Here is a 24,190-nt window from a genome sequence, read left to right as displayed (position 1 = left end):
TTCTTTTATCAAACTTCACTACTACTTATCTGTTTTCATTATTTCATCAATATTGATTACAAATTTACCCTCCAAAAAAATCACAAATAGAAACAATTACAAATAGTAAATTTGATTCTATATGCTATCTTACCGCTTATCAAAACATTAGCTATATATTTAGTTAATATTACACATATTTTCATTATCTTAGTATTAACCAACTTAAAACCAAAATAAATGAAATCCAACCTACCAACACTTAAAATTATCGAACCCTCTTTTGGGAGTTCCTTTACTTTAACCAAATACGACATTAACTACAACTCCCATTTTTGGCATTATCATCCCGAAATCGAATTGATTTATGTAAATGGCGGGGCAGGTAAACGCCAGGTAGGAAGCCATATTTCTTATTATACGAATGGCGATTTGACTTTAATAGGAAGCAATTTACCTCATTGCGGTTTTACCGATGAGACTACCGGTAATAAAAATGAAATTGTAATCCAGATGAAACCTGATTTTTTGGGAGAACATTTCTTTGAAATCCCGGAAATGCGAAACATAAAAGACTTACTCCAACAGGCAAAATCCGGAATTACCTTTGGTGGCAAAACCAAAAGAAAAATTGGTAAAAAAATAGCCAAAATGGAAGACAAAACACCATTTGAAAGGCTATTAAGTATTATCGAAATTTTTAACGAATTAGAATTAGCTACCGAAGATGCAACAGTCTTAAACGCCGAAGGTTTTAGAATGGAAATGCATGTTCAGGATAATGAAAGAATCAATTCTATTTTTAATTATGTAAAAGACCATTTCAAAGAACCCATCCGTTTAGAAGAAATTGCAGAAAAAGTAAGCATGACCGTACCTTCGTTTTGCCGATATTTTAAAAAAATAACCCATAAAACATTTACTAAGTTTGTAAACGATTATAGATTAGTACATGCCTGTAAATTATTAGCTGAAAAGCCCATCAGTATATCGGCCATAGCTTTCGAAAGTGGTTTTAACAATTTCAGTCATTTCAATAAAACATTCAAAGAGTTTACAGGAAAAAATGCATCTGAGTATCGTTATGAACTGAAATCGTTTTTAGAGTAAATTAAAAAGTTCTGTATCCTTAAAAAAAGAATACAGCACTTTTAATCATTATATCAGATTACTATCTTATAGTTAGCATTACTTCCTTTTTTATATCTCTGGAAGAATTCCCTATTTTCAAAGTATATTTCCCAGGCTCAACAGTCCATTTTTTATTAGTAACATCATAATAAGCTAATTCTTTAACAGGAACATCTATAATTACTTTTTGAGTTTCTCCAGCTTTTACCAAAACCTTCTTAAATCCTTTTAATTCTTGTGCCGCACGATTAATTTTAGAATCTGTTTTGGAAGAATACAATTGTACTACTTCTTTTCCATCTAGTTTTCCTGTATTTTTTACATCAACAATAATCTTCATTATATCATTAATTCCATATGTAACATAATCAGAAGAAGCATTTTTGAATTCGAAATTAGTATAAGACAATCCATAACCAAAAGGATACATTGGCGAAGTATTTTTGGTATCAAACCATCGGTATCCTACTAAAATACCTTCATCATAACTAACAGTTTTGTCTCCCGGAAAACTATTTGTAGCATGAGCCGGAGAGTCCATCAATTTTTCAGGCATTGTCCAAGGCAACTTTCCTGACGGATTTACTTTTCCTAACAACACATCTGCCAAGGCATTTCCTCCTTCAGAACCATTAAACCAACTCCAAACCAAAGCATTTGTTTTCTTATTGATTTCTTGCATTTCAAAAGGAGCACCAGCAATCATAACAACAATTGTATTAGGATTTATTTCCAGTACTTTTTTGATTAATTCTTCCTGACCAAAAGGTAATTTCAAATCTTTACGATCTGAAGCTTCGGTTTCATAATCACGGTTTGATCCGGCAAAAACAATTGCAACATCAGAATTTCTAACAGCTTCTAAAGCCTCTTCTAATTTAGCAGGATCCAGTTGATCAATAGTTACCGGACCTCTTGCAGTAATATTTCCTAAATTCCCTTTATTTTTTTTCTCATAACGTTCTAAATAACCCTCAGCATAATTAATTTTTATTGATGCTGGTAATCTATTTTTTAATCCCTCTAAAGGTGTAATTTCTCTTTTGGTTTTTACTCCAGCGCCAAATCCCCCAAGAGCATTTTTCTTTGTTGCATTATTTCCAATTACAGCAATAGATTGTATTCCTTTTAGTTTTAAAGGCAAAGCATTCTTATTATTTTTTAACAATACTACAGCTTCAGATGCAATTTTATAAGCATCCTGATAATGTACTTCTGTAGCAAGACTTCCCTTTAGACGATCTTTAACTCCTGTTCCCATAGCTTTTATCTGAAACAAAACATGTAAAATCCGTCTTACATGTTTATCTATTTCCTTCTCCGAAACTTCTCCTGCTTTAGCCGCAGCAATTAACTTATCTGCTAGAAAATATTCACTAAAAGTTTTTTTAGTTCCCATTTCGATATCTAAACCATTTTCTAATGACTTTACTGTCGAATGAACCGCAGCCCAATCAGAAACCACAACTCCTTTAAAACCCCATTCGTCACGTAAAACCGTATTAAGCATATGATCGTTCTCACAAAGATATTCGCCTCTAAATTTATTATAAGCCCCCATTATACTATACGCTCTAGCCTCTTTTACAGCAGCTTCGAATGCCGGTAAATAAATTTCTCTCAATGTACGTTCATCAATTTGAACGTCAACAAAATCGCGATTAGTTTCCTGATTATTTGCTGCAAAATGTTTAACACAAGCCATAACATCGTAATCTTGAAGCCCAACAATCAATTCTACTGCCATTTTTTTGTTCAAGAAAGGATCTTCGGTCATGTACTCGTAAGTTCTTCCCCCAAGTGGTGTTCGAACAATATTAATTGCCGGCGATAGTAACATATCCTTGTCTCTGGCACGCATTTCCTGCCCTACACTATTCCCGAACAAGTAAGCCAATTGAGTATCCCAGGTAGCCGCCAAAGCACCACTTGCCGGATAATAGGTTGCAAAATCATTGTCTAATCCTGCGGGTTTCCAGCTATCACGAGAGATTTCCTCACGAACGCCCAAAGGTCCATCTGCCATTTTTAACTCAGGAATACCTAAACGAGGAACTCCGCCATTAGCAAACATACTATTTCCATGCAACATGCCTACTTTTTCCTCAAGGGTCATCTGTGAGATGAGTTTTTCTATTTCAGCATCAAAATCTGCATTTAAATACTTCACAGGTCGCGCATTTAATAAGCTCAAATTATTAACTGTTTGAGAATTTACATTATTTACAGTAAACAGTAATATTGAAAAAATAGAAAAAGTGATTATTTTACTTTTCATTATTGGTTTTTATTTTTGATAGTTGGTTTTTAGAACTAATCTGCTTTGAAGGACTTATTACATTTTTTTAAATCGAATGGCTGTTCCTCCGGCACCACCCAATTGTAACTTTAATACATCTGTAGATTTTACAGTTTTCTTAGAAATAGCTATGGCTGATGGATTGTGTTTTTCATCAGTACCTTCGGCATCTGCATAAATTTGAGCTTCGTAAGTAGCATTCGAATCCAAAAATGATAAAGAAACTTCTAAATCTCTAGATTTTTCATTGGTAATACTTCCTAAATACCAATCGGCACTATTGCGGTCTTTTCTAACTGTGGTAATGTATTCTCCTATTTTTCCATCCAAAACTTTAGTGTCTTCCCAATCTGTTGGTACATCTTTTAAAAATTGCAAAGCTGGTTTTCCTTCATAATTCTCAGGAAGATCTGCCATCATTTGAATAGGCGAATAAATAGTCACATATAATGCCAGTTGTTGTGCTGCTGTTCCGTGAACTCTTCTATCGGCATAACCTTGCTTTACTTCCACGTCAAAAATTCCCGGTGTAAAATCCATTGGTCCCGAAAGTAGTCGGGTAAAAGGAATAATAGTTAAATGACTAGGCGGGTTTCCTTCGCTCCACGCATTGTACTCTTGCCCTCTTGCAGCTTCTCTCGAAACCATATTGGGAAAAGTTCTACGCTCTCCTGTATCTTTTATCGATTCATGATATAATACTGCCAAATCGTATTGGGCTGCTTTTTCTAAAACATATCTGAAATAATTCACACCAAATTGCCCAAAATGCCATTCTTTCATATTCAATTTTGATCCTACATGACCGATTTTAACGGTATGAATCCCTAACTTTTTATACAATGCGAATCCTTCATCAATTTCTTTTAGATAATTAATTAGATTTGAACCTGTTTCATGATAACCTATAAGTTCAACTCCTTTTTCTTTAGCGTATTCTGCTACTTTTTCTAAATCAAAATTATCTGCCGACTTGGTAAAACTAAACATGTGCATATGATTCTCATACCATTTACGTGTCCAGCCTTTATTCCAGCCTTCAATTAACAAATGATGAAATCCTTCTTTAGCTGTAAAATCAATGTATTGCTTAGCACGTACGGTAGTTGCACCTTGTTTATTACTTTCCCAAAAGGTGTATTTTCCAATGTGCATTCCCCACCAAATTCCAAAATATTTATAAGGTTTAAAATAATTTGTATTGGCTAATTTGTTAGGTTCATTTAAATTTAAAATTAAATACGAAGTAATTAAATCGGTTGGTTTTTCGGCAATTTGTAATGTTCGCCAGGAAGAAGTAAAAGAATCTTTGACTCTTACTTTTACACCATCAGCCCAAGGTACAAGATCTGATTTAAGCTGATTTCCTATAGTATTAACCAAAGTCATACTTGCAAAATCAATTAAATTGGCTTCATGAAAACTCAATGCCAGTCCGCTTTTACTTTCGATAGTTAATGGTGTAAGTACCGTATCCAGAGTACTTACTGCAGCTTCTTGAAATAAATATTCATCCCGGTTTTCTCTATTAGCAGGAATCCACCATGCTTTTCCATCTTCTTTTAAATTAAAAGTAGTTTTTTCATCCATGATAAAAATACTGTCTTTTGTTTTTTGTTTTGGATACACATATCTAAACGCAATTCCATCATCATAAGCACGAAACTGAATTTCTAACTTTCGTTTATTACCACTTATTTGCTGTAATTGAACCACCATTTGGTTGTAATGGTTTCGAATTTGTTTTTTCTCTCCCCAAACCTGATTCCAGGTTTCATCAAAAGTAGTATTCTCTACTTTTTTTATTTCGAAATTAGTACTTAAATCTTCATTTCCTTTTAGAGCAAATCCCATATCAGATGGAGAAATCAGCTGAATATTTCCGTGATTAACTGCATATTTTGGAGCGTTATTAACTAATTGAAATTGAATTTTGTTTTTTCCTTCAGGAGAAATTAATTCATACGATTTTGATTTTTTGCTTTGTGCATTACTAATCATCACAGTAAGCAAGAAAGGTAATAATAGTAGTTTTTTTAACATTTATGGTCGGCTATTTTTAATTAAAAATGGTTCAAATAATATAATAACACTCAAAATCTTATTTAAACTAAAGACTTTTATTATTTTATCCTTTCATTTTACAAATAGCATTCAGCATTTTAAGGCCTTTCCACAATAAGAGTGCAAAGGTTAAAGATAATTTTTTTTTCGAATTATTGATTTACAATCGTAACTTGAATTTGAACCCAAAAAAAAAGACTCCTAAAAAGGAGTCTTTCTTACTACTAACCAATCTTAATTATTTAACAGCTACCATTTTGTTAATTTCTACATAAGGATCTGACATGATTGTTGCAGTTCCATCTACTACAAGAATTTCATATTTCACCGTTTTAGTTTTTGAATCAGCAACTAAGTGATAAACTCCGTCAGCTAATGGATTCAAATCGTAAGTTTTAACGATTTTGTCACTTGATTTTAGTGGATTCAAATTTAGAGTATACACTTTTTCTGTGTGTAATAATTTATCATTTGCATCATAAATAGAAACATTAGCTTTATTAATATCATTTAGAGCAAAAGTTACCGTCTTTTTTGAACTAGCTTTTTCTTCTTTAGAAATTTTCACGCCAGTTGCACGAGTATTTATAGCAATTAGGATTACCATTAATACGATACTAAGTTTTAAAATCTTTTTCATAATTAGAATTTTTAGATTTATAATTCTTTTAACTGAGACAAAGATACTGTGCCAATATGCATTTAAACTACAGTGGTTTTTCATATTTGTATGCTATATTACCTTTTACGAAAACGTTTTAGTTGAAAAATGACAATATTAAATACTTTATAGGTAAAATAGCATAGTTGCTACTGCATTTCGTCGTTTCAGCAAAATTCTAAAAACTCAAAAATTTAACTTTACAACGAAACAGTATTCCGTAATTTTGTACCATGTATGCCTTAGTCGATTGTAATAATTTCTATGCTTCCTGCGAACGTGTTTTCCAACCGGAACTCAACGACAAACCCGTTGCGATTTTATCTAACAACGATGGCTGCGTGATTTCCAGAAGTTATGAAGCCAAACTAGCCGGAATTCCTATGGGCGCTCCGGCATTTCAGATTAAAGACTTAGTAAGAGAAAAAAGCATTCAACTATTTTCGTCTAATTATGCACTCTATGGCGATTTAAGCCGTCGTGTGATGGAAATTCTGAACCAATTTACACCTCATGTTGAAATTTACAGCATTGATGAAGCCTTCTTAAATTTTGACGGACTAACTATAGTAGATTACCACAATTATGGTCTTCAGATGAAGAATCGTGTTCGAAAGTGGATTGGTTTACCAATATGCATCGGATTTGCTGAAACCAAAGCCTTATCAAAAGTAGCCAATAAAATTGCTAAAGAATTCCAGGAAAAAACTCAAGGTGTTTATGTAATTGATTCGGAAGAAAAACGTATCAAAGCATTGAAATGGACTAAAATTGAAGATGTTTGGGGCATTGGTTACCGAATGACAAAAAAAGTAAAACTAAGAAACATCTATACCGCACTCGATTTTATACAACCACAGCATGAAGCCTGGATAAAACGAGAAATGGGCGTTACCGGTCTTCGATTAAAAGCGGAATTGGAAGGAAAATCGGTCTTGGATTTAGAACCTATTCCTGATCAAAAGAAAAGTATTGCCATTACCCGAAGTTTCCCTAAACAAATCGCCGATTTTGATTTACTGCGCGAACGCATCACCACTTTTGCAGCGGTTTGTGCCGAGAAATTACGCAATCAAAAATCCTGCTGTCATACCATAATCGTGATGCTCGTGATTGACAAACACAGCGTAAAAACATCAAAATACTATTTTAATACAGCCATTACTTTACCGTATGCCACTAATTCGACATTGACAATAGCAAACACCGCCATTCATTTATTAAAACAATTGCATCAGGGCAACGAACATTTGAAATTTAAAAAAGCGGGAGTAATTGTCAGCGAACTCATTGGCGAAAGTCAAAAACAACTGCAATTATTCGAAGAAGAAAATCCGAAACATTTGGCTTTGATGAGAGCAATGGACAATCTCAATAAAAAAATTGGTGATACTAAAGTAAAATTGGCAAGCCAAAATTTAAAGCTTACCTGGGATATGAATCAGAAACTTTTATCTAACAAATACACTACCAATTTTAAAGAAATTCTTCAAATAAGCTGCGAATGAAAAAAGATCCAAAACTTAGTTTCTACAAACCGGATTTCGAAAGCGAATTACGAATTCCTTTCATTCCTGATGGTGTTTCGGCAGGATTTCCTTCTCCCGCAGCTGACTTTATGGAGAATAATATCGATTTGAATAAAGAATTGAGTGAAAATCCGCTGGCAACCTTTTATATCAAAGTAAAAGGAAACTCGATGATTGATGCCGGGATTGAAAATGAAGATGTATTGATTGTAGACCGAAGTATTGAACCGCAGGACAACAAAATTGCCATTTGCTTTATCGATGGAGAATTCACCGTAAAACGTATTAAATTACAAAAAGACTGCCTTTACTTAATGCCCGAAAATAGCAATTACACTCCCACAAAAGTAACCGAAGAAAATGAACTTATCATTTGGGGAATTGTAACTTATGTGATAAAAAAAATGTGAATTTTCAGGTTTAACCACAAATTATCAGGATTAAGTTTTTGCTTTTTAGAAAACTATAGCTTTATTTTTTTCAAACACTCCTAAAATAAATAATTGCAAAACACGTTTTACATTCTTGTTTTAAAAAAAATAGAAAAGAAAATGAAAAAATTATTTTTTACAGCTATGGCTGTTTTAGCATTTGGTTTTGCCAATGCACAATCGCAAATTTCTAAAGGAAGTTGGTTAATTGAAGTAAACACTGGTTTTGGCGAGAAAGTAGGAAACACTTCAATAGGGTTATGGTCAGAAGATGGCCGAACAGATTATAATATTGGTGCCGAAGCAGGATATTTTGTTGATGATAAACTAGCTTTAAAATTTGGATTAGGATTTGGAGAAACTTCTTTTTACGATGATGCTTTTGGCGAATATTACTCTGCAAGTAACTTTGCTTACAAATTAGGACTGAAGTATTATGCTGCTGGTAAATTCCCTTTAGAAATCTCTTATAATGGAGTGAATTATGAGGATTTGGATGAAAATCCTTCCTATTTAGGTTTACAAGCAGGTTACGCTATTTTTCTAAATAAAAACGTTTCAATCGAGCCAGGAATCCGTTATAATGTATCATTAAACGATGATTTTTATGATGATGTTTTTCAATTAAACATTGGATTTGCATTACACTTCTAATATAAAATTAGCTTTCAATTTAAAACCTTCTCTTAACAGAAGGTTTTTTTATGCTTTATTTTTTTCCGATGTTTCGGGTTTAACTAAAAAAAGTGGAATCAGACAAATCCGATTCCACTTTTCTACATTTAAAACTATTATTTTCTCTTACCAGAACTTCACGTATAAAGCAGCGATAATTAATAAAGTGATAATGATTAATACTGTAGTTTGAGGTTTTACCTTGAACATTTCAGTATCTAATTCGAATGCTTTAGGGTTTACTTTTGGTCCTGCAAAACTGATTCCAATCATCAACAACATCGTAAACAAGAATGATAATCCCATACAAATGTGGAACGGAATTTCGAAACCACCTTTACCATTTGGCCAGGCTGTGTATAAGAATGTTTCGTTTCCAAACAATGCCGGAGCAAATTCGTTGAATAAAACAGATAATAAGAAACCTGCAATTACACCCACAATAGCTGCTGTTCCTGTTGTTCTTTTCCAGAACATACCTAAGAAGAACATAGCGAATACTCCAGGACTAATGAATCCTGTATATTTCTGGATATAAGTAAATCCTCCTACTCCACCAATTCCTAAAACGTCATTCCAAGTAAACAATACTGCCAAAACCATTGAAGCAAAAACCGCATAACGACCAATGTTTACCTGAGCTCTGTCTGAAGCTTCTTTTTGAATGTATTTTTTATGAACGTCTAAAGTATAAATAGTCGAAATACTGTTTACTTTACCCGCTAATGAAGCTACAATAGCAGCAGTTAAAGCCGCAACTGATAATCCTTTTAATCCTGTTGGTAAGAACGTCAACATTGCTGAATAAGCTCCGTCTTTTCCTCCAACTAATTGTGGTAAATGTCCTCCTTCGTATAAAACGTAAGCAGCAATTCCTGGCAACATTACAATTACAGGCATTAATAATTTCAATAAACCTGCAAATAAAATACCTGTACGAGCCGTTGTTAAATCAGCTCCAAGAGCTCTTTGCGTAATGTATTGGTTACATCCCCAATAGTTTAAGTTGATGATCCAGATACCCGCTAAATAAGATAATACTCCTGGGAAAGTCAAATATTTATCAATCTCTAATTGAGAAGAATTTTCATTTGGTCTTGGAATAATCATTTTGAAATGTTCCGGTGCTTTTTCCATCAAAACATTGAATCCTGCAATCGCGTCCTGACCCACTCCAAAATACTGACCAACAGTTGTTAAAGCGATATAAGAAGTTACTAAACCTCCAATAATCAAAACCGCTACCTGAATAACATCAGTATAAGCTACTACTTTCATACCTCCAAGAGAGATAATCAAAGCAAAGATCGCCAATCCTAACATAATTACATGAAGGTAATCTCCACCGGCTAATCCATTAATAGCAACCGCCCCTAAGTATAAAATTGAAGTTAAGTTTACAAATACATACAAGAACAACCAGAAAACAGCCATAATCAAAGCTGTTGACTCATTATAACGTGTTTTTAAGAACTGTGGCATGGTGTAAATCTTGTTCTTCAAATAAACAGGAATAAACCAAATAGCAATAATAATCAAAGCAATAGCAGCAACCCATTCGTAAGCAGCAACAGCAATTCCTAAGAAGAATCCTTCTCCACTCATTCCGATAAACTGTTCTGCTGAAATATTTGAAGCAATAAGTGAAGCTCCAATTGCCCACCAGGTTAAAGTTCCTTCGGCTAAGAAGTACGCCTTAGCATCGTGTTCGTTTTTCTCGCGTTTGCGATAAACGATATATCCGTAAATAGATACAATTAAAAAATAGATGATAAATACTGCATAATCTGCAAATTCGAGACTTGAGCTCATAGGTTTTTATTTAAAATTATTAATCTGGTTAAGGTCTAGCTTCTTATTTTTTGTTCCCATTTCCAGGCACTTTCCATCGCTTGTTCCAAGCTTAATTGAGTTTTCCAACCCAATACATTATTAGCCTTATCGGTATTGGCGTAAGCCAAAGTAACATCACCTTCTCTTCTGTCAACGATTTGATAAGCCAGTTTTTGACCGCTTACTTTTTCGAAAGCATTAATTACTTCTAATACTGAACTTCCTACTCCGGTTCCTAAATTGAAAGTTTCTACTTTTTCTTCGTTCTTTTTATTCAATAAACGTTGTAAAGCGATAACGTGTGCTTTCGCCAAATCTACTACATGAATGTAATCGCGGATACAAGTTCCGTCCGGTGTTGGATAATCATTACCATAAACCAATAATTCTTTACGTAATCCGATTCCGGTTTGAGTAATGAAAGGAACTAAATTTTGCGGAACACCTATTGGTAACTCTCCAATTTCAACTGATGGATGTGCTCCAATTGGGTTAAAATAACGCAATAGAATAGCGTTGATTCCACTTACTTTAGCCACATCGGTAATAATTTCCTCTCCTATTTGTTTAGTGTTTCCGTAAGGAGACATCGCTGGCTGTACAGCTGAATTCTCGTTGATAGGCATTGTTTCGGCCTGACCATAAACCGTACAAGAAGAACTGAAAATAAAATTAGCATTTTCTTTTTTCTCTAATTCCTGAAGTATGTAAACCAAGGCATTGATGTTGTTTTCATAATACAACAACGGATTCCCCACACTTTCTCCTACTGCCTTAGAAGCTGCAAAATGAATTACTCCATTCACATCAGCATGACGTTTAAAAAAATCCTGAACTACCGCTTTATCTCTTAAATCCAGTTTTTCAAAAAGTGGTTTTTTCCCTGTTATAGCTTCAATTCCTTTTAAAACGTCTTCAGATGAATTGGATAAATTATCAATAACCACCACCTCAAAACCTTCGTTTTGTAATTCGACTACAGTATGAGAACCTATGAAACCTAAACCTCCCGTAACAAGTATTTTCATAATTTCGTTTTTATTTTTGTTTGTAATGTACCTCAGATAAGTTTCTCAACATTTCAGCACTTTTCTCCGGCGTGATATCTCTTTGAGATTCGCCCATCATTTCGTAACCAACCATGAATTTTTTCACTGAAGCCGAACGCAACAATGGCGGATAAAAATGCATGTGGAATTGCCATTCCTGATGCGCTTCACCATCTGTTGGAGCCTGATGAATTCCTGATGAATAAGGGAACGATGTTTCGAAAAGATTATCGTATTTAGTTGTCAATCTTTTTAAAACATCAGCAAAAGCTGCTACCTCATCTTCGGTAAAATCAGTAATTTTAGTGATGTGACGCTTGCTGATAATCATAGTTTCAAAAGGCCAGATTGCCCAGAAAGGAACAATGGCTGCAAAATGATTGTTCTCCACAACAACGCGCTCTTTTACTTTTAATTCTTCTTTTAAATAATCCTGTAAAAGATTCGTTCCGTTTTTTTCGAAATAAGCTTTCAGGTTATTTTGGGTTTTCTCCACCTGCGTAGGCAATGAAGACTGCGCCCAAATTTGTCCGTGTGGATGCGGATTACTACATCCCATCACACTTCCTTTATTTTCAAAAATTTGTACGTGATTGATGTAATCAACATTACCTAAATCAGTGTATTCTTTTTGCCATGTATGAATAATATTTACAATACCATCCACATCCATTTCAGGTAAAGTCAAATCATGTCTTGGTGAAAAACAAACCACTCTCGAAATTCCTCTTTCTGGTTGCGCTTTAAAGAAGCTTCCTTCTTCGTTTCCACCAAAATCAATTGGTTCCTGTTTTAGCGCAGCAAAGTCATTTTCGAAAACAAAACTACTTTCGTAAGCCGGATTTACTTCGCCATTAGCACGAACATTTCCTGCACATAAATAACACTCCGGATCATATTGTGGCAAGGCAACAGTATTTACTGCTTCTTTTTGTCCCTGCCAAGGTCTTTTTGAACGGTGTGGCGAAACCAAAACCCATTCGTTAATCAAAGGATTATACCTTCTGTGCGGATCTTCATTAATATCAAACTTTCTCATGCTCATTATTTAGTGTATAGTGATGTACCGTTACTTACTTTAACATCGTAAATTTTCAATTCGATTCCGAAAGCTTCGGTATATAATTTTGAGAATTTATCTTTAATTTGTTGTTCGTGTCCTTTCTTAACCAGGTTGATAGTACAACCTCCAAAACCACCTCCCATCAATCGGGAACCGATAACTGCCGTTTCTTCTTTAGCCAAATCAACTAATAAATCCAACTCTTCGCAACTTACTTCGTAGTCTTTAGACAGACCATCGTGAGTAGCAAACATTAATTCTCCTAAGAATTCAATTTTTCCGTTATCCAAAGCCTCACAAGCCTGAATCACACGATTGATTTCTTTTACCACAAAAAGAGAACGTCTGAAAACTTCATGACTCATTTTGTCTTCCAAATCAATAATTGTTTGTTCAGTACAATCTCTGAAACTTTTTATCTCAGGGAAATTTGCTTTTACAATGGCAATTCCTTCTTCACATTGTTGTCTTCTTTCATTATAAGCCGAAGTCATCAACGAGTGTTTTACATTCGAATCAAATAAAATCAACGAATAATCAGCAAAATTAGCATCGTGATAGCTATATTCTAAAGTGCGGCAATCAATTTTAATTACTTTATCTTCTAGTCCCATTACACTAGAGAACTGATCCATAATTCCGCATTTGATTCCTACCCAATGTTCTGCTTTTTGACCTAACAAAGCAATGTCAACTGGTTTGATATTCAAATTGAATAAGTCGTTCATCCCGAATAAGAAACCACATTCTAAAGCTGCCGAAGAAGATAAACCTGAACCCACAGGAATGTTACTGCTGAAAACACAGTTCACTCCCTCAAACTGGAATCCGTTAATTTTTAATTGATTGATTACGCCTCTAATGTAATTTGTCCACGAATTATCGTCTAGTTTTACCTCAGCCGTAACGTCAATTTCAAAAGAATCATTCAAATCTAAAGCAATTACTTTAGAAGTATTGGTATTGTTTTTTGCAAAAGCAAAGCAAATAATCTTATCGATAGCAGCTGGCAAAACATATCCGTCATTGTAATCGATATGTTCCCCGATGATGTTAATTCTCCCTGGAGAAAGCACAACTTTTGTTGGCTCAGAACCAAAAGCCTCCTTAAAAGAGTTTACGGTTTTATTAATTAAAATATCATTCATTATTTAGAAATTGAATAGTGTTAGTTAGTCTTTTATAGTGATTCGAATTTATACACCGTTTTTTGCTCATAAGTATCTCCTTTTTTCAAAACAGCATTTGGAAAATGAGCGTGATTTGGTGCATCAGGGAAATTTTGAGTTTCAAAACAAATTCCGCTTAAGGCGTGATACGTTGCGTTTTCTTTTCCTTTTAAGTCAGGACCACAATTTCCTCCCACATAAATATGAACTCCCGGCTGATCAGTATACACATCCATTTTTAAATTCGTCTTAGGACTAAAAAGCGTTGCTTTTACTTCGTTGTTATCCTCAACAACAAAAGTGTTATCTATAGATTTCGGACATTTTTTAGCTGTTCTATAATCGAATGAAGTATTGGCAACTTCCAGAATATTTCCTGTTGGAATACAATCTTCTCTAGTTTCTACCACTTTTTGTGCATGAACAATTAAATCCTGTCCCGAAACATCCGATTTGTGCCCGTCAAGATTAAAATAACTGTGATGCGTTAAATTGATAATGGTATCTTCGGTAGTGGTTGCTTTGTACTCAAGAATCAGCTCATTTTCTTCTGACAAAGTATAAGTCAAACTTACTGAAAACTCGCCCGGAAAATTTTCTTCACCAGCCGCACTCACATAACTCAAAGTAATCGATGGATTTTCTCCTGTAGTTACAGCATCTACATTCCAGTTTTTTTGACTAAAATTGTCTATTCCGCCATGTAAAGAGTTGGCGTTATTATTTATATTTAATTGGTAATTTTTACCATTCAATTCAAATTTCCCTTCGCTGATTCTTCCTGCATAACGCCCAACAGTAGCTCCCATATAAGGAGAACCGTCTAGTTGAAATGATTTTTCATAACCTTCAACAGTATCAAATCCTAAAACTACATCCACTAATTCTCCATTCTTAGTTGGAATTTTCAATGAGGTAACTGTAGCTCCAAAAGGAATTACTTTTAGTTTTGCTCCGTTTTTATTCGTTAATTCATAGTGAGATAAATTATTTTCAGAAGTCGACATAATTTGGTTTATTTGTTATTGTTGGTTACGAAAGCAAAAATAGAAATAAACACCAATAAACTATACCACTACCCACCAGTTTTTAAAATTAGCCACTAGATAAAAATAGCCCAACAAACAAAATAAAATTAAGGCATAAATGAATTTCTCCATTTATACCTTATTTACACACACCCTATTTATCTTATTCTATATTAATTACTAGGTAATCCATCTACTTTCATGCCTTGCAATATTAAAGCATTCATGATGTAAAGAAAATCGCTTTCGTCATCCTCATGCGCTCCATTAACTCCATAAGGCCAAAAGTGCATCCCATCTCCTTTTACAACTGCACTAGGATCATTGGTCATCATTTGTAAAATTTCGTTGGCTCGTTTTCCTTGCCAAGTGCCTTTCATTAATTCAGTATATTTTGAATGTTGCCCCACTCCCACCACATGTGCCATTTCGTGCATTGCAGTTCCAGCCTTTTGATAAGATACATTGGCTCCCATATTAATCCAACCCGAAAAATTAGCATCAGCTGTAGGTGTTCCCGGTGAATAATTTACCGTGACATGCTTTACAATAGAAGTAAAATTATTATAGTAAGTTGTAGCCAAATCAAAAGCTGCTTTAATACGATTTACAGTTGCTGCATCGGCACCATTTTGATTGAACGAATAGGTAAAATTCCCTTTTTTAATAGTGCTTATCACAAATTCTTCTCCATACAAAACTCCACCTGGTGTTATTGCATAAGGTCTAACATAGTATAATGTTTCTGGTTTTAAATTGCGAATACGCTCTTTGAATTTATCTTCCACTTTAATTCTGGCTATTTTATTATCAATTATTGTTGACTTAGTAACGGAATTATAAACCAAGCCTATTTCCTGAATTGTTAAATCGCCGTGCTCTTTTAAAACCACATCTAGAAAAAGGTCATGAGCTCCGGCTATTTTTATCTCGCCAACAACTAAAAATGGAAAAATTAATTTGACATCTTTTGCAGACTTCTCTTTAAAATCTTTATTTGATGAAATACTAAAAGATGAAAAACAAATAACCAATAACAACATTGTTAATGACCTAAAATGAATATTATTCAATTTCATAATTCTTTAATTCAATTTTGCATGATGAAACATCAAGATATTAGAATTGATAAAAAATGGCATGTAATTTAAAACTACACACCATTTTTAGTAATTAACACAAACTAATTATTTTTCTTAACCAAACCGAAAGATAAAAAATGACCATATCTTTCATTTCCTTGTGTCGTTGAAATACCTAATGTTATTTGTTGAGATTGTGTAATAGTAAATGTAATAACTGCACTTTCCGAATTCATTGTATTTACTATTCTTTTAAATCCTAAAGTTGAAGAATCCGTTTCAAGAACTCCGCCACTAGAATCAGGCAATGTAGTACCTTTCGCAACTGCTAAATATACGTAATCTGATAAAGTATATCCACTATTTAATCCGCTTCCAGATGCTAATAAAGGAGCATTAAAAATATAAGTTCCCGCATCCAAAGTTATCGTTTGATATATCTTACCATTCGTAATTACTGGAGCTCCCCAACCTGATTCTAAATTTATTGTACCTGGAGGATTATCACAACAGCCACCATCCCAACCACCATAACCACCGTGATTTTTACAGGCAGCATTAGTTGTCCAATCTGCTAATGTCCCCCATCTGCCCCCATCTGTTGACGATGTTAAAAATGGACGTTTATTATTCTTAATCAAATAAGTCAGATCAATAACCTGAGGATCTTTAGACACAAAATCAGTATAAAAAGTATCTATAGCAGTTTTAACAGGCAAGAATAACGATCGTTGCTTAAATTTACTTCCTATTTTATAATTAGGAACAACCAGCTGATTTTGAGTAACAGGTACTGTTACCGTATGTTCTACATCTAAATTATCTATGTATATAATTTCAGTTGCAAAAGCACCAGTAGTTAAATCCATAGCAGCAAAATCAATTGTAAGAGATAAATTACTGGATAAACTACTATTAATAATTTTTCTATCTACTAAACTTGCCTGGTAACGTACACCAAAAGTTTGTGCAGTAACATTTTGCGAAATAGAACTATTCCCTTTTATATCAAAAGTCCTTACCTCAAAATTATAAATATTCTCTGGAAGATTTTCTACTAAAGTCGCAATCTGATCAATACCAGATGTTCTATTTATAGGCACTACAACAGAATCTCTTTTAGCATTCCAATACATTCTTAATTCTGACACTTTCGGATCAGAGATTATAAGTCCCTGAACTTTAACTCGGTTACGACCAGAGAATATCTTTAAAGAATCTATCTTTCCAGTATAAGAAATTGCCCCACCCTCTACATGCTTCAAATAATCATCTGCATTACTTGAGCAAGAATGCATTAGTACAACTAAAGCTATAACAAAATTTGTTATTAAAATATTCCTTAAATTTTTCATAGTTTTTATATTTTAAAAATTAGGATTACCATAAACATGAACCTCTGAAACAGCCATAAATTTGCCTCCAATCCAGTTCTCCAAACATTCTATTCTAAGGTAACGAACAGCTGGTTTATCTAAAGAAACCTCATAATCAGCTCCATCTCTTGCAGCTAATAAATCATCATTATTCTCTTGTCCATAAGGCAACCCAGAAGGTTTTTTAATTTCATATTCTCCTAATAGAGTCCAATTACTATCCAATGTTCCATCATTTAAGGTATTACTTCCCCAAATTCTAAATTTCTTCATAGCCCCCAAATAATAATACAGCCTTTGGCCTCCAATAGGTTCAGAAAAATTCCAAATTCTCAAACGACTTAACTTTGTCGTTTTTCCAATATCAAAAGTCACTAGATGATTTCCCACATCAACAGTTCTATCTGTAAAATAGGATCCCCAATATTCTAAAAACTGACCATCAAATAAATTTGAAACAGGATAAGTACCTATCACCTTAGTATCATTAGCAAGATGTATACCTGTAAAACCAGATTTAGGCATTAACTGCTCGAAAAATGGTTCAATTTTAGTGTACAAAGTATCTGTGTAGTTCAACCATTTATCTCTTACAACTATTGCAAAATCTTGTGGCACTGCTTCAAACCCTCTTAAACTTTGTTTAATTTCATCAACAGAAGTATAAATACTTGTACTAAGTGGCTCCCAATCCCCTTGAATATTCTTTTGCATTACTAAAATACCTATTTCCTCTTTAGTAGGATTATCAGCAGTAATACGAATACCTCCAAAATCAGGTTGAGCAATTAATGATTCATAAATGTTATAAATTGGAGCCTTATCAGGAGCTACTGTAATAGTAACAGCTTTAGACTCTGTCTCACTCCTATTTACTGCATATATTTTAACTTCACTAGTTGATTGACCAGTAAATCCCTCTAAAAGCAAAGAATTAGAATAATATGAGGCTTTCGCTTCCATAGCTCTGCCATTTTCTAATTTATAACGTGCTACAACATACAATAAATCTTCATCAGATGGTAAAGTATAAGTAAGCCTCACTTTGCCTGGTAAGTTTTCAACTGCAACATTTGTCACCTCAGCTGGTGGTGTAGTATTTTTTTCCAAAGGCTGAGGACCTTGATCTTCACTACAAGCTACAAAAGTTGTAAATAAAGACACTATAAATATCCTTATGGATGTGATTATAAATCGTTTCATAATTTTCTTTTTTTATTATTACCAACCTGGATTCTGAATCAGATTCGGATTTTGAATAAGTGTTGTTTCATCAATTGGCCAGAAATAATCTCTAGGAGACACAAAACGTTGCTGAAACAAAGTAACTAACTGATAATAACCAGCTTCAGTTGAACCAAAAACATTCCATCCTTTTACAGCCTCATTGAATTCTTGAGTTGCTTTTTTCCAACGTCTAATATCCCAATAATTTTTACCTTCAAAAGCCATCTCAATACTACGCTCTCTATGAATAATTTCGCGTAATCCATCTTTAGTCGTATACTTATTTGGATTATTAGAAAAATTAGTCCACGACTCTACAACTCCTTTTAAACCAGCTCGGGCACGAATAGCATCAACATATTGTAATACCTCGTTAGTAGATCTTCCATCAACTTCATTAAGCGCTTCGGCATACATCAAATACAAATCAGCCAAACGCAACTCAGGCCACGCATACTCTTTATACAAAGTACCTCCTCCAAAATGTTGCTCCCAGTTAATTAATTTTTTTATATAATATCCCGTTACATTAAAATCAAATGCATCAGAACTTCCTGCATAATCCTGGTACTTTGCTTTTATGTAATATTTTGTCTCATCAGAACCACTATCGTATTTATAGAAAATAGCTCCGTCAAAACCTAAATCTGCATAAAAACGTGGTTCACGATTAAAGTTTATTACTGATGTTCTATGACCTTCCTTTATATTAAATTTATCTGCAGCCGTAGCTTCTTTTAGCTCAGTAATATCTCCAAATGTTAAGGTTCTGTCTTCTTCAATTGGAACACCATTTTTAGTATAAAAATTCATAGCCGATTCTAAAGTAGGCGAAAGCACTTTTCTTGCCTGAGTATGAGCAATTGTAGCATCTAAAGGCATCATACAAATACGCTGTAATTCATAAGTACGACTATTAGGATTTGCCCATATTAACTCATCATTCCATCTTTCAGTTACCGCTTGAGTAATATCTAACTTTGTTTTTGTTGTTTGAGAAATAGTAAATGCAACATCATTTTTATAGAATATTTTATGTCCATTAGCCTCTGCTGCATCAATAGCTTCCTTTGCAGCATCAGAAGCTCTTTTCCATTTTGTTGCATCATAAACGGTATTAAAAAATGGTGTCCCATCTTTAGTATTAAAACCTGCCATATCAGAATTCCCATTAAACAAAGGACTAGCTGCCATTAACAATAATTCGGCCTTAATACCCAAAGCTATTGGCCTTGTAATTCGGCCTAATTCATTTTGAGTATCAGAAATTTGTGGAGGCAATGCTACTGATGCTTCATCTAATAAACTAACTAAATAATCTACAGTTGGATCAATTGGTTCCCTTGAAACTTGGATTTGATCTTCGGGAGCATCAATAGGAACATTAACTTTAATAACAGGAATAGGTCCATACATTCTCATCAAATAGTAATGATAATATGCCTTTAGAAACTTAGCTTCTGCTATCCATCTTAAACGTTCTCCTTCGGTTAAATCCGGAACTTTTGTTCGATCTTCTACATTTTCTAAAAAAACATTACAATGTCTTATTCCATCAAAAATTGGATAAAGATCAGAAGGGCCAGCAGCTTGGTAACGTCCCTCCCAGGCATTCATGTAAGGTTGTGCCTTTCTTTGTGTTCCTGTAGCAATATTAAATGCATAACTCGTTACAGCTGCACGATTGGCTGCTACCCATGTTTCATCACCCGCCAGCATACCTATATTGTATACTGCATCTCCATTTTTAGGAATATAAGAATAACAGGTAAATAAATACTTTTGAGCTTCATTTCTTAATTTAAATGCATTTTCTAAGGTGGTCACATTATCTGGAACTACATCTAAAAAACTATCTTCACATGATTGTAATCCTAATAGACAAAGCATCACCATTACTGTTCCAAAAACCTTTTGCAGTTTTTGGAAACTTTTATTTACTATAATTATATTTTCAGTTTTCATACTTTTCATTTTTTAAAAATCAACTTTTAACCCCAAATTATAAACTGACTGAATTGGATATCCTAAACCACTACCTCCCATCTCTGGATCCCATAATTTGAATTTACTCCAAACAGCCAGATTATTTCCACTGAAATATAATCTCAAACTTTTCACTCCTATTTTTGTATTGAATGATTCAGGAGCATTATATCCTAATTCTATTGATTTTAATCTCAAAAAAGCTCCATCTCTCATCCACCAATTTGACACTTTATTATTGTTCTCAACAAACGTATTACTCAATCTTGGCCAAAAAGCATATAAATCTCTATTATCTTCTGACCAATGATCTTGAGCTACTACATTTAATAAATTATTTTGATAAGAACCATTTAATACAAAGGGAGCAATGTTCTCTGGATTAATAAAAAATGATGTACGAGCAACTCCTTGGAAAAAAATACTAAAATCAAATTTTTTATAACCTACCGTTCCCCCAAAACCATAAACAATTTCCGGAGTAGTCGGATTTCCCATAGGAACCATATCATTTTCAGTTATCTGTCCATCTCCATTAATATCACGGTATTTAATATCTCCTCCTGTATAGTCTCCAAACTGGATTGGCGAGTTATTAACTTCATTTTGATCAACAAATAAACGTTCGGCTACATAGCCATACATCTGATTAAAATTTTGACCTATTCTGGAACGATAAGCCAGCTCATCTGGATAATTGATTTCATCATATACTAAAACTTTATTAGTAGCATAAGTAAAATTTCCTCTTAATTGTGTATACCAATCATTATTAAACTGCTTATTATAGGTTACAGCCAAGTCCATACCTTTACTTTCTATTTCTCCAAAATTAGTTGCAGGTATTGCCGTAAGCCCCATTGTAGACCCAATATTAGTTCTTGTTTGAAGAATATTGGTACGATTTTGTTTATACACATCTAATACAAAATTTAACGAATTAAACAAACCTAAATCCAAACCTAAATTAATCTGTTTTGATTTTTCCCATCCAATATTTTCATTAGCATAACGCCCAACATATACTCCTGGTCTAGTAAATCCATATTGTTCCCCAAAAGTAGCTCCATAATTATTATCTCCTATAGTTACATTCGACAAGTAAAAGAAACGATCATTAACATTACCAATCTGATCATTACCTACTAAACCATAAGTAGAACGTATCTTAAAATTGGTAACCACATCTTTGATGGGTTCCCAAAATTTCTCATTAGAAATATTATATGCCAAACCTACTGAAGGAAAAAAACCATAACGATGTCCTTGAGCAAATCTTTCAGAACCATTGTATCCAAAATTAAATTCTGCCAAATATTTATTATCAAAACCATAAGTAAACCTTCCTGAAACACCCTGATTTCTAGCTGGCAAAGAACTCTGAACAGTACCTGAATTTCCTTGTTCAAAACTTGACAACAAATTAGTTAACATACCTGTTACTGCATGTTTTTCATTAAAAGTCCTATTATAATTAAGAGTAGTTTGAAGATAAACACGAGAATCTAAGGTTTTATCTCCTTGAGCATATCCTAAAAACTCCGTACCTACTGTACCTACAGATCCTTGTCCTCCATCATTCAATACTCTTAATGCAAGTTCACCTGTTTCCGGACTTATATAAGATTGATAATAAAACGGATTGTATTGTCTTGCTACATCAAAATAAGAATACCTTCTTACATATGCCATAGCATTTACATTAAGTCCTGGTGTAATTGCTTTTAAATCTTGCTGCAACTCAAGTTGTGCCTGTATTGTTGAAGCTTTAGAAACTTGATATCCTTTAACCATTTCGGCATATGGATTTATCAAAATTGATCCTGTTGTTCCTCCAGATAAAGCGCCACCAAATAAAGGGTGGTCTATAAATGGCAAATAACTTGAAGGATAAACTTTAGCAAATGCAACAGGATTAGACCACATAGTCAAATTAAAAATATGAGCCCCTCCGCCTACTTTGTTTGAAGACCCATCAATAGGACCATTATAATCATCAAACTGTCCATAAAAACGAACAATAGCTTTTGTGGTAGGAGTCAAAGTCATATCAACATTGGATCTTAATGAATAATTTCTTAATTTAATATTAGAATTAAAATTATTCAATCCATCAACTTTTAATACCCCATTGTCTATATTATAAGTCCCAGCTACATAATATCTTGCTTTTTGTCCTCCTCCGCTTACACTCAGGTTATATCCCTGATTAATCGTATTATCTTTTATTAATTCGTCAATCCAATTGTTACTTGGATACAAATAAGGATCATCGCCTGCAGCAGTTCTGTCAATTTTATTTTGATTATAGATGTCTCCAAGCTCAGGATTTCGAGTTCTTCTAGCCTCATTAGCTAATTTCATGTAGGTGATATTATCTGCAAAATTGAAGTTTCTAGTATTAGATGACATTCTTGTCTCAGTTCTAAAATTAAATTTCGTTATACCATCTTTACCCATCTTAGTGGTTATTAAAACTACTCCGTTAGCACCACGAGCTCCATATACAGCAGCAGCAGCGGCATCTTTCAACACAGAAAAAGTCTCAATATCATCAGGTTGTAATCTTGCCATATCTGTAGAACTAGATTCAATACCATCAATTAATATTAATGGATTAGAAGCACCTGAACCAAAGGTTCCTAGTCCGCGAATAAAGAAATTTGCATTATCACGACCTGGTTCTCCACTTCTTTGATAAGCAACCATACCTGCGATTCTTCCCGCTAACATATTAGTTAAGTTACTCGTAGGTCCTTTCAGTTCTTTAGGGTTAATTGTTGTAATCGAACTCACCATACTGGCTTTTTTCTGAGTTCCAAAACCAACAACAACTACTTCTTTTAATCCTTCTGAACTAGGTTTTACATTTATTTCAAAAACAGATTTGTTTAGAATTGAGACTTCAGTAGATTCATAACCTACAAAAGACACGACTAATATCTTGTCTCCATCGTTAATTTTTAAAGTAAATTTTCCGTCAAAATCTGTCATGGCAACATTTTTACTGCCTTTGACAAAAACACTAGCTCCCGGAAGCGGCATTCCATTCTCATCTGTTACTTGCCCGCTAATCGTTCTCTGCTGTTGCTGAGTTTTTAGTTTTGTTACACTTGTAACATAAGAAACATGTGCCTGAACTTGGGATAAAGAAACTAATATCAGCATGGAAGTAAGTTTCATTTTTAAATCAAATTCTAAAACGCGATGAGTCTTTTTCTTTATTTTAATAAAGTTTGTCATGTGTGGTTTTTTAATTTTAATGGTTAGTTAAATTATTCTTATCTACTTAATATTATTTCGTAGATAAATTAGTTAGTAGTGTGATTAAGATTATTTCATAATGATTAATAATTTAAATTAGTTAGTTAATTGGTTAGTCCATTTGTGAAAAATCGATAACTAATAAAAACAAATGTTTTTTTAACACTTACAAAAAAAGACATGCATATTCCTAAAATATTTTTTTTTATGAGAACGCAATGATTATAAAAACCTATTCAAATCCAGAATATGATCTTTTATTCTCTTTGAAAGATATTTGATGCAAATGATTTTATATTAACAAATAATTCACATTACAAATCTAACAGAAGCTTAGGTTAATA

General features: G+C 33.6%; 17 protein-coding genes. 4 read left to right on the top strand and 13 right to left on the bottom strand.

The features are described 5' to 3' along the window. Positions 1-219: 219 nt before the first annotated feature. Positions 220-1,089 (top strand): AraC family transcriptional regulator, encoded by an 870-nt coding sequence (locus FEM21_RS00680; protein WP_035656712.1) that lies wholly within the window; start codon positions 220-222, stop codon positions 1,087-1,089. A gap of 61 nt (positions 1,090-1,150) precedes the next feature. Here FEM21_RS00680 and FEM21_RS00675 read toward each other — a convergent pair whose 3' ends face one another. From FEM21_RS00675 to FEM21_RS16100, 3 genes are all read right to left on the bottom strand, one after another. Further along, the gene (locus FEM21_RS00675; protein WP_035656710.1) at positions 1,151-3,388 is read right to left on the bottom strand and encodes a glycoside hydrolase family 3 C-terminal domain-containing protein; all 2,238 of its coding nucleotides are present in this window, start codon (positions 3,386-3,388) and stop codon (positions 1,151-1,153) included. 57 nt (positions 3,389-3,445) lie between these two features. Continuing rightward, positions 3,446-5,452 carry a glycoside hydrolase family 97 protein gene (locus tag FEM21_RS00670; RefSeq protein WP_035656709.1) on the bottom strand — a complete coding sequence of 669 codons (2,007 nt, stop codon included), beginning with the start codon at positions 5,450-5,452 and terminating at the stop codon, positions 3,446-3,448. 259 nt (positions 5,453-5,711) lie between these two features. Continuing rightward, positions 5,712-6,113 carry a hypothetical protein gene (locus FEM21_RS16100; RefSeq protein WP_152547349.1) on the bottom strand — a complete coding sequence of 134 codons (402 nt, stop codon included), beginning with the start codon at positions 6,111-6,113 and terminating at the stop codon, positions 5,712-5,714. 254 nt (positions 6,114-6,367) lie between these two features. On the opposite strand from FEM21_RS16100, the gene FEM21_RS00660 reads away from it, so the two are divergent. The 3 genes from FEM21_RS00660 to FEM21_RS00650 all read left to right on the top strand — a co-directional run bounded on the left by FEM21_RS00660 (position 6,368) and on the right by FEM21_RS00650 (position 8,748). After that, positions 6,368-7,642, top strand: a complete 1,275-nt coding sequence (locus tag FEM21_RS00660; protein WP_035656707.1) for a Y-family DNA polymerase — start codon at positions 6,368-6,370, stop codon at positions 7,640-7,642. Then, positions 7,639-8,073 (top strand): LexA family protein, encoded by a 435-nt coding sequence (locus tag FEM21_RS00655; RefSeq protein WP_035656705.1) that lies wholly within the window; start codon positions 7,639-7,641, stop codon positions 8,071-8,073. The genes FEM21_RS00660 and FEM21_RS00655 overlap by 4 nt, the downstream gene beginning before the upstream one ends. Before the next feature lie 141 nt (positions 8,074-8,214). Then, complete coding sequence (locus tag FEM21_RS00650; RefSeq protein WP_035657082.1) at positions 8,215-8,748, top strand: porin family protein; 534 nt, start codon at positions 8,215-8,217, stop codon at positions 8,746-8,748. Positions 8,749-8,895: 147 nt separating this feature from the next. Here the strand turns inward: FEM21_RS00650 and FEM21_RS00645 are convergent, their stop codons facing one another. The 10 genes from FEM21_RS00645 to FEM21_RS00600 form a co-directional block, all read right to left on the bottom strand. Then, positions 8,896-10,581, bottom strand: coding sequence for a sodium/sugar symporter (locus FEM21_RS00645; protein ID WP_035656703.1), 1,686 nt, complete (start codon positions 10,579-10,581; stop codon positions 8,896-8,898). A 35-nt stretch (positions 10,582-10,616) separates the two neighbouring features. Then, positions 10,617-11,630, bottom strand: a complete 1,014-nt coding sequence (gene galE, locus FEM21_RS00640; RefSeq protein ID WP_035656701.1) for a UDP-glucose 4-epimerase GalE — start codon at positions 11,628-11,630, stop codon at positions 10,617-10,619. 10 nt (positions 11,631-11,640) lie between these two features. After that, entirely contained in the window at positions 11,641-12,690 is a 1,050-nt protein-coding gene (locus FEM21_RS00635; RefSeq protein WP_035657080.1) for a UDP-glucose--hexose-1-phosphate uridylyltransferase, read from the bottom strand. 5 nt (positions 12,691-12,695) lie between these two features. Continuing rightward, a complete protein-coding gene (gene galK, locus FEM21_RS00630; RefSeq protein WP_035656700.1) occupies positions 12,696-13,862 on the bottom strand; it encodes a galactokinase in 1,167 nt (388 codons plus the stop codon). Between the two features lie 32 nt (positions 13,863-13,894). Beyond that, positions 13,895-14,890, bottom strand: coding sequence for an aldose epimerase family protein (locus FEM21_RS00625; RefSeq protein ID WP_051627425.1), 996 nt, complete (start codon positions 14,888-14,890; stop codon positions 13,895-13,897). 194 nt (positions 14,891-15,084) lie between these two features. After that, positions 15,085-15,990 carry a hypothetical protein gene (locus FEM21_RS16095; RefSeq protein WP_152547348.1) on the bottom strand — a complete coding sequence of 302 codons (906 nt, stop codon included), beginning with the start codon at positions 15,988-15,990 and terminating at the stop codon, positions 15,085-15,087. Positions 15,991-16,094: 104 nt separating this feature from the next. Continuing rightward, positions 16,095-17,291 carry a DUF4998 domain-containing protein gene (locus tag FEM21_RS00615; RefSeq protein ID WP_160171302.1) on the bottom strand — a complete coding sequence of 399 codons (1,197 nt, stop codon included), beginning with the start codon at positions 17,289-17,291 and terminating at the stop codon, positions 16,095-16,097. Between the two features lie 69 nt (positions 17,292-17,360). After that, entirely contained in the window at positions 17,361-18,572 is a 1,212-nt protein-coding gene (locus FEM21_RS00610) for a DUF4959 domain-containing protein (protein WP_035656694.1), read from the bottom strand. Between the two features lie 18 nt (positions 18,573-18,590). Continuing rightward, positions 18,591-20,561 (bottom strand): RagB/SusD family nutrient uptake outer membrane protein, encoded by a 1,971-nt coding sequence (locus tag FEM21_RS00605; protein WP_236353476.1) that lies wholly within the window; start codon positions 20,559-20,561, stop codon positions 18,591-18,593. 12 nt (positions 20,562-20,573) lie between these two features. Beyond that, positions 20,574-23,825 (bottom strand): SusC/RagA family TonB-linked outer membrane protein, encoded by a 3,252-nt coding sequence (locus FEM21_RS00600; protein ID WP_236353475.1) that lies wholly within the window; start codon positions 23,823-23,825, stop codon positions 20,574-20,576. Positions 23,826-24,190 lie beyond the last annotated feature (365 nt).

This window comes from Flavobacterium seoulense, assembly GCF_000695795.1.
In the GTDB taxonomy this organism is placed as follows: domain Bacteria; phylum Bacteroidota; class Bacteroidia; order Flavobacteriales; family Flavobacteriaceae; genus Flavobacterium; species Flavobacterium seoulense.
Note: the sequence above shows the minus strand (reverse complement) of the source record. Positions and strands in the feature narration are given on the sequence as shown.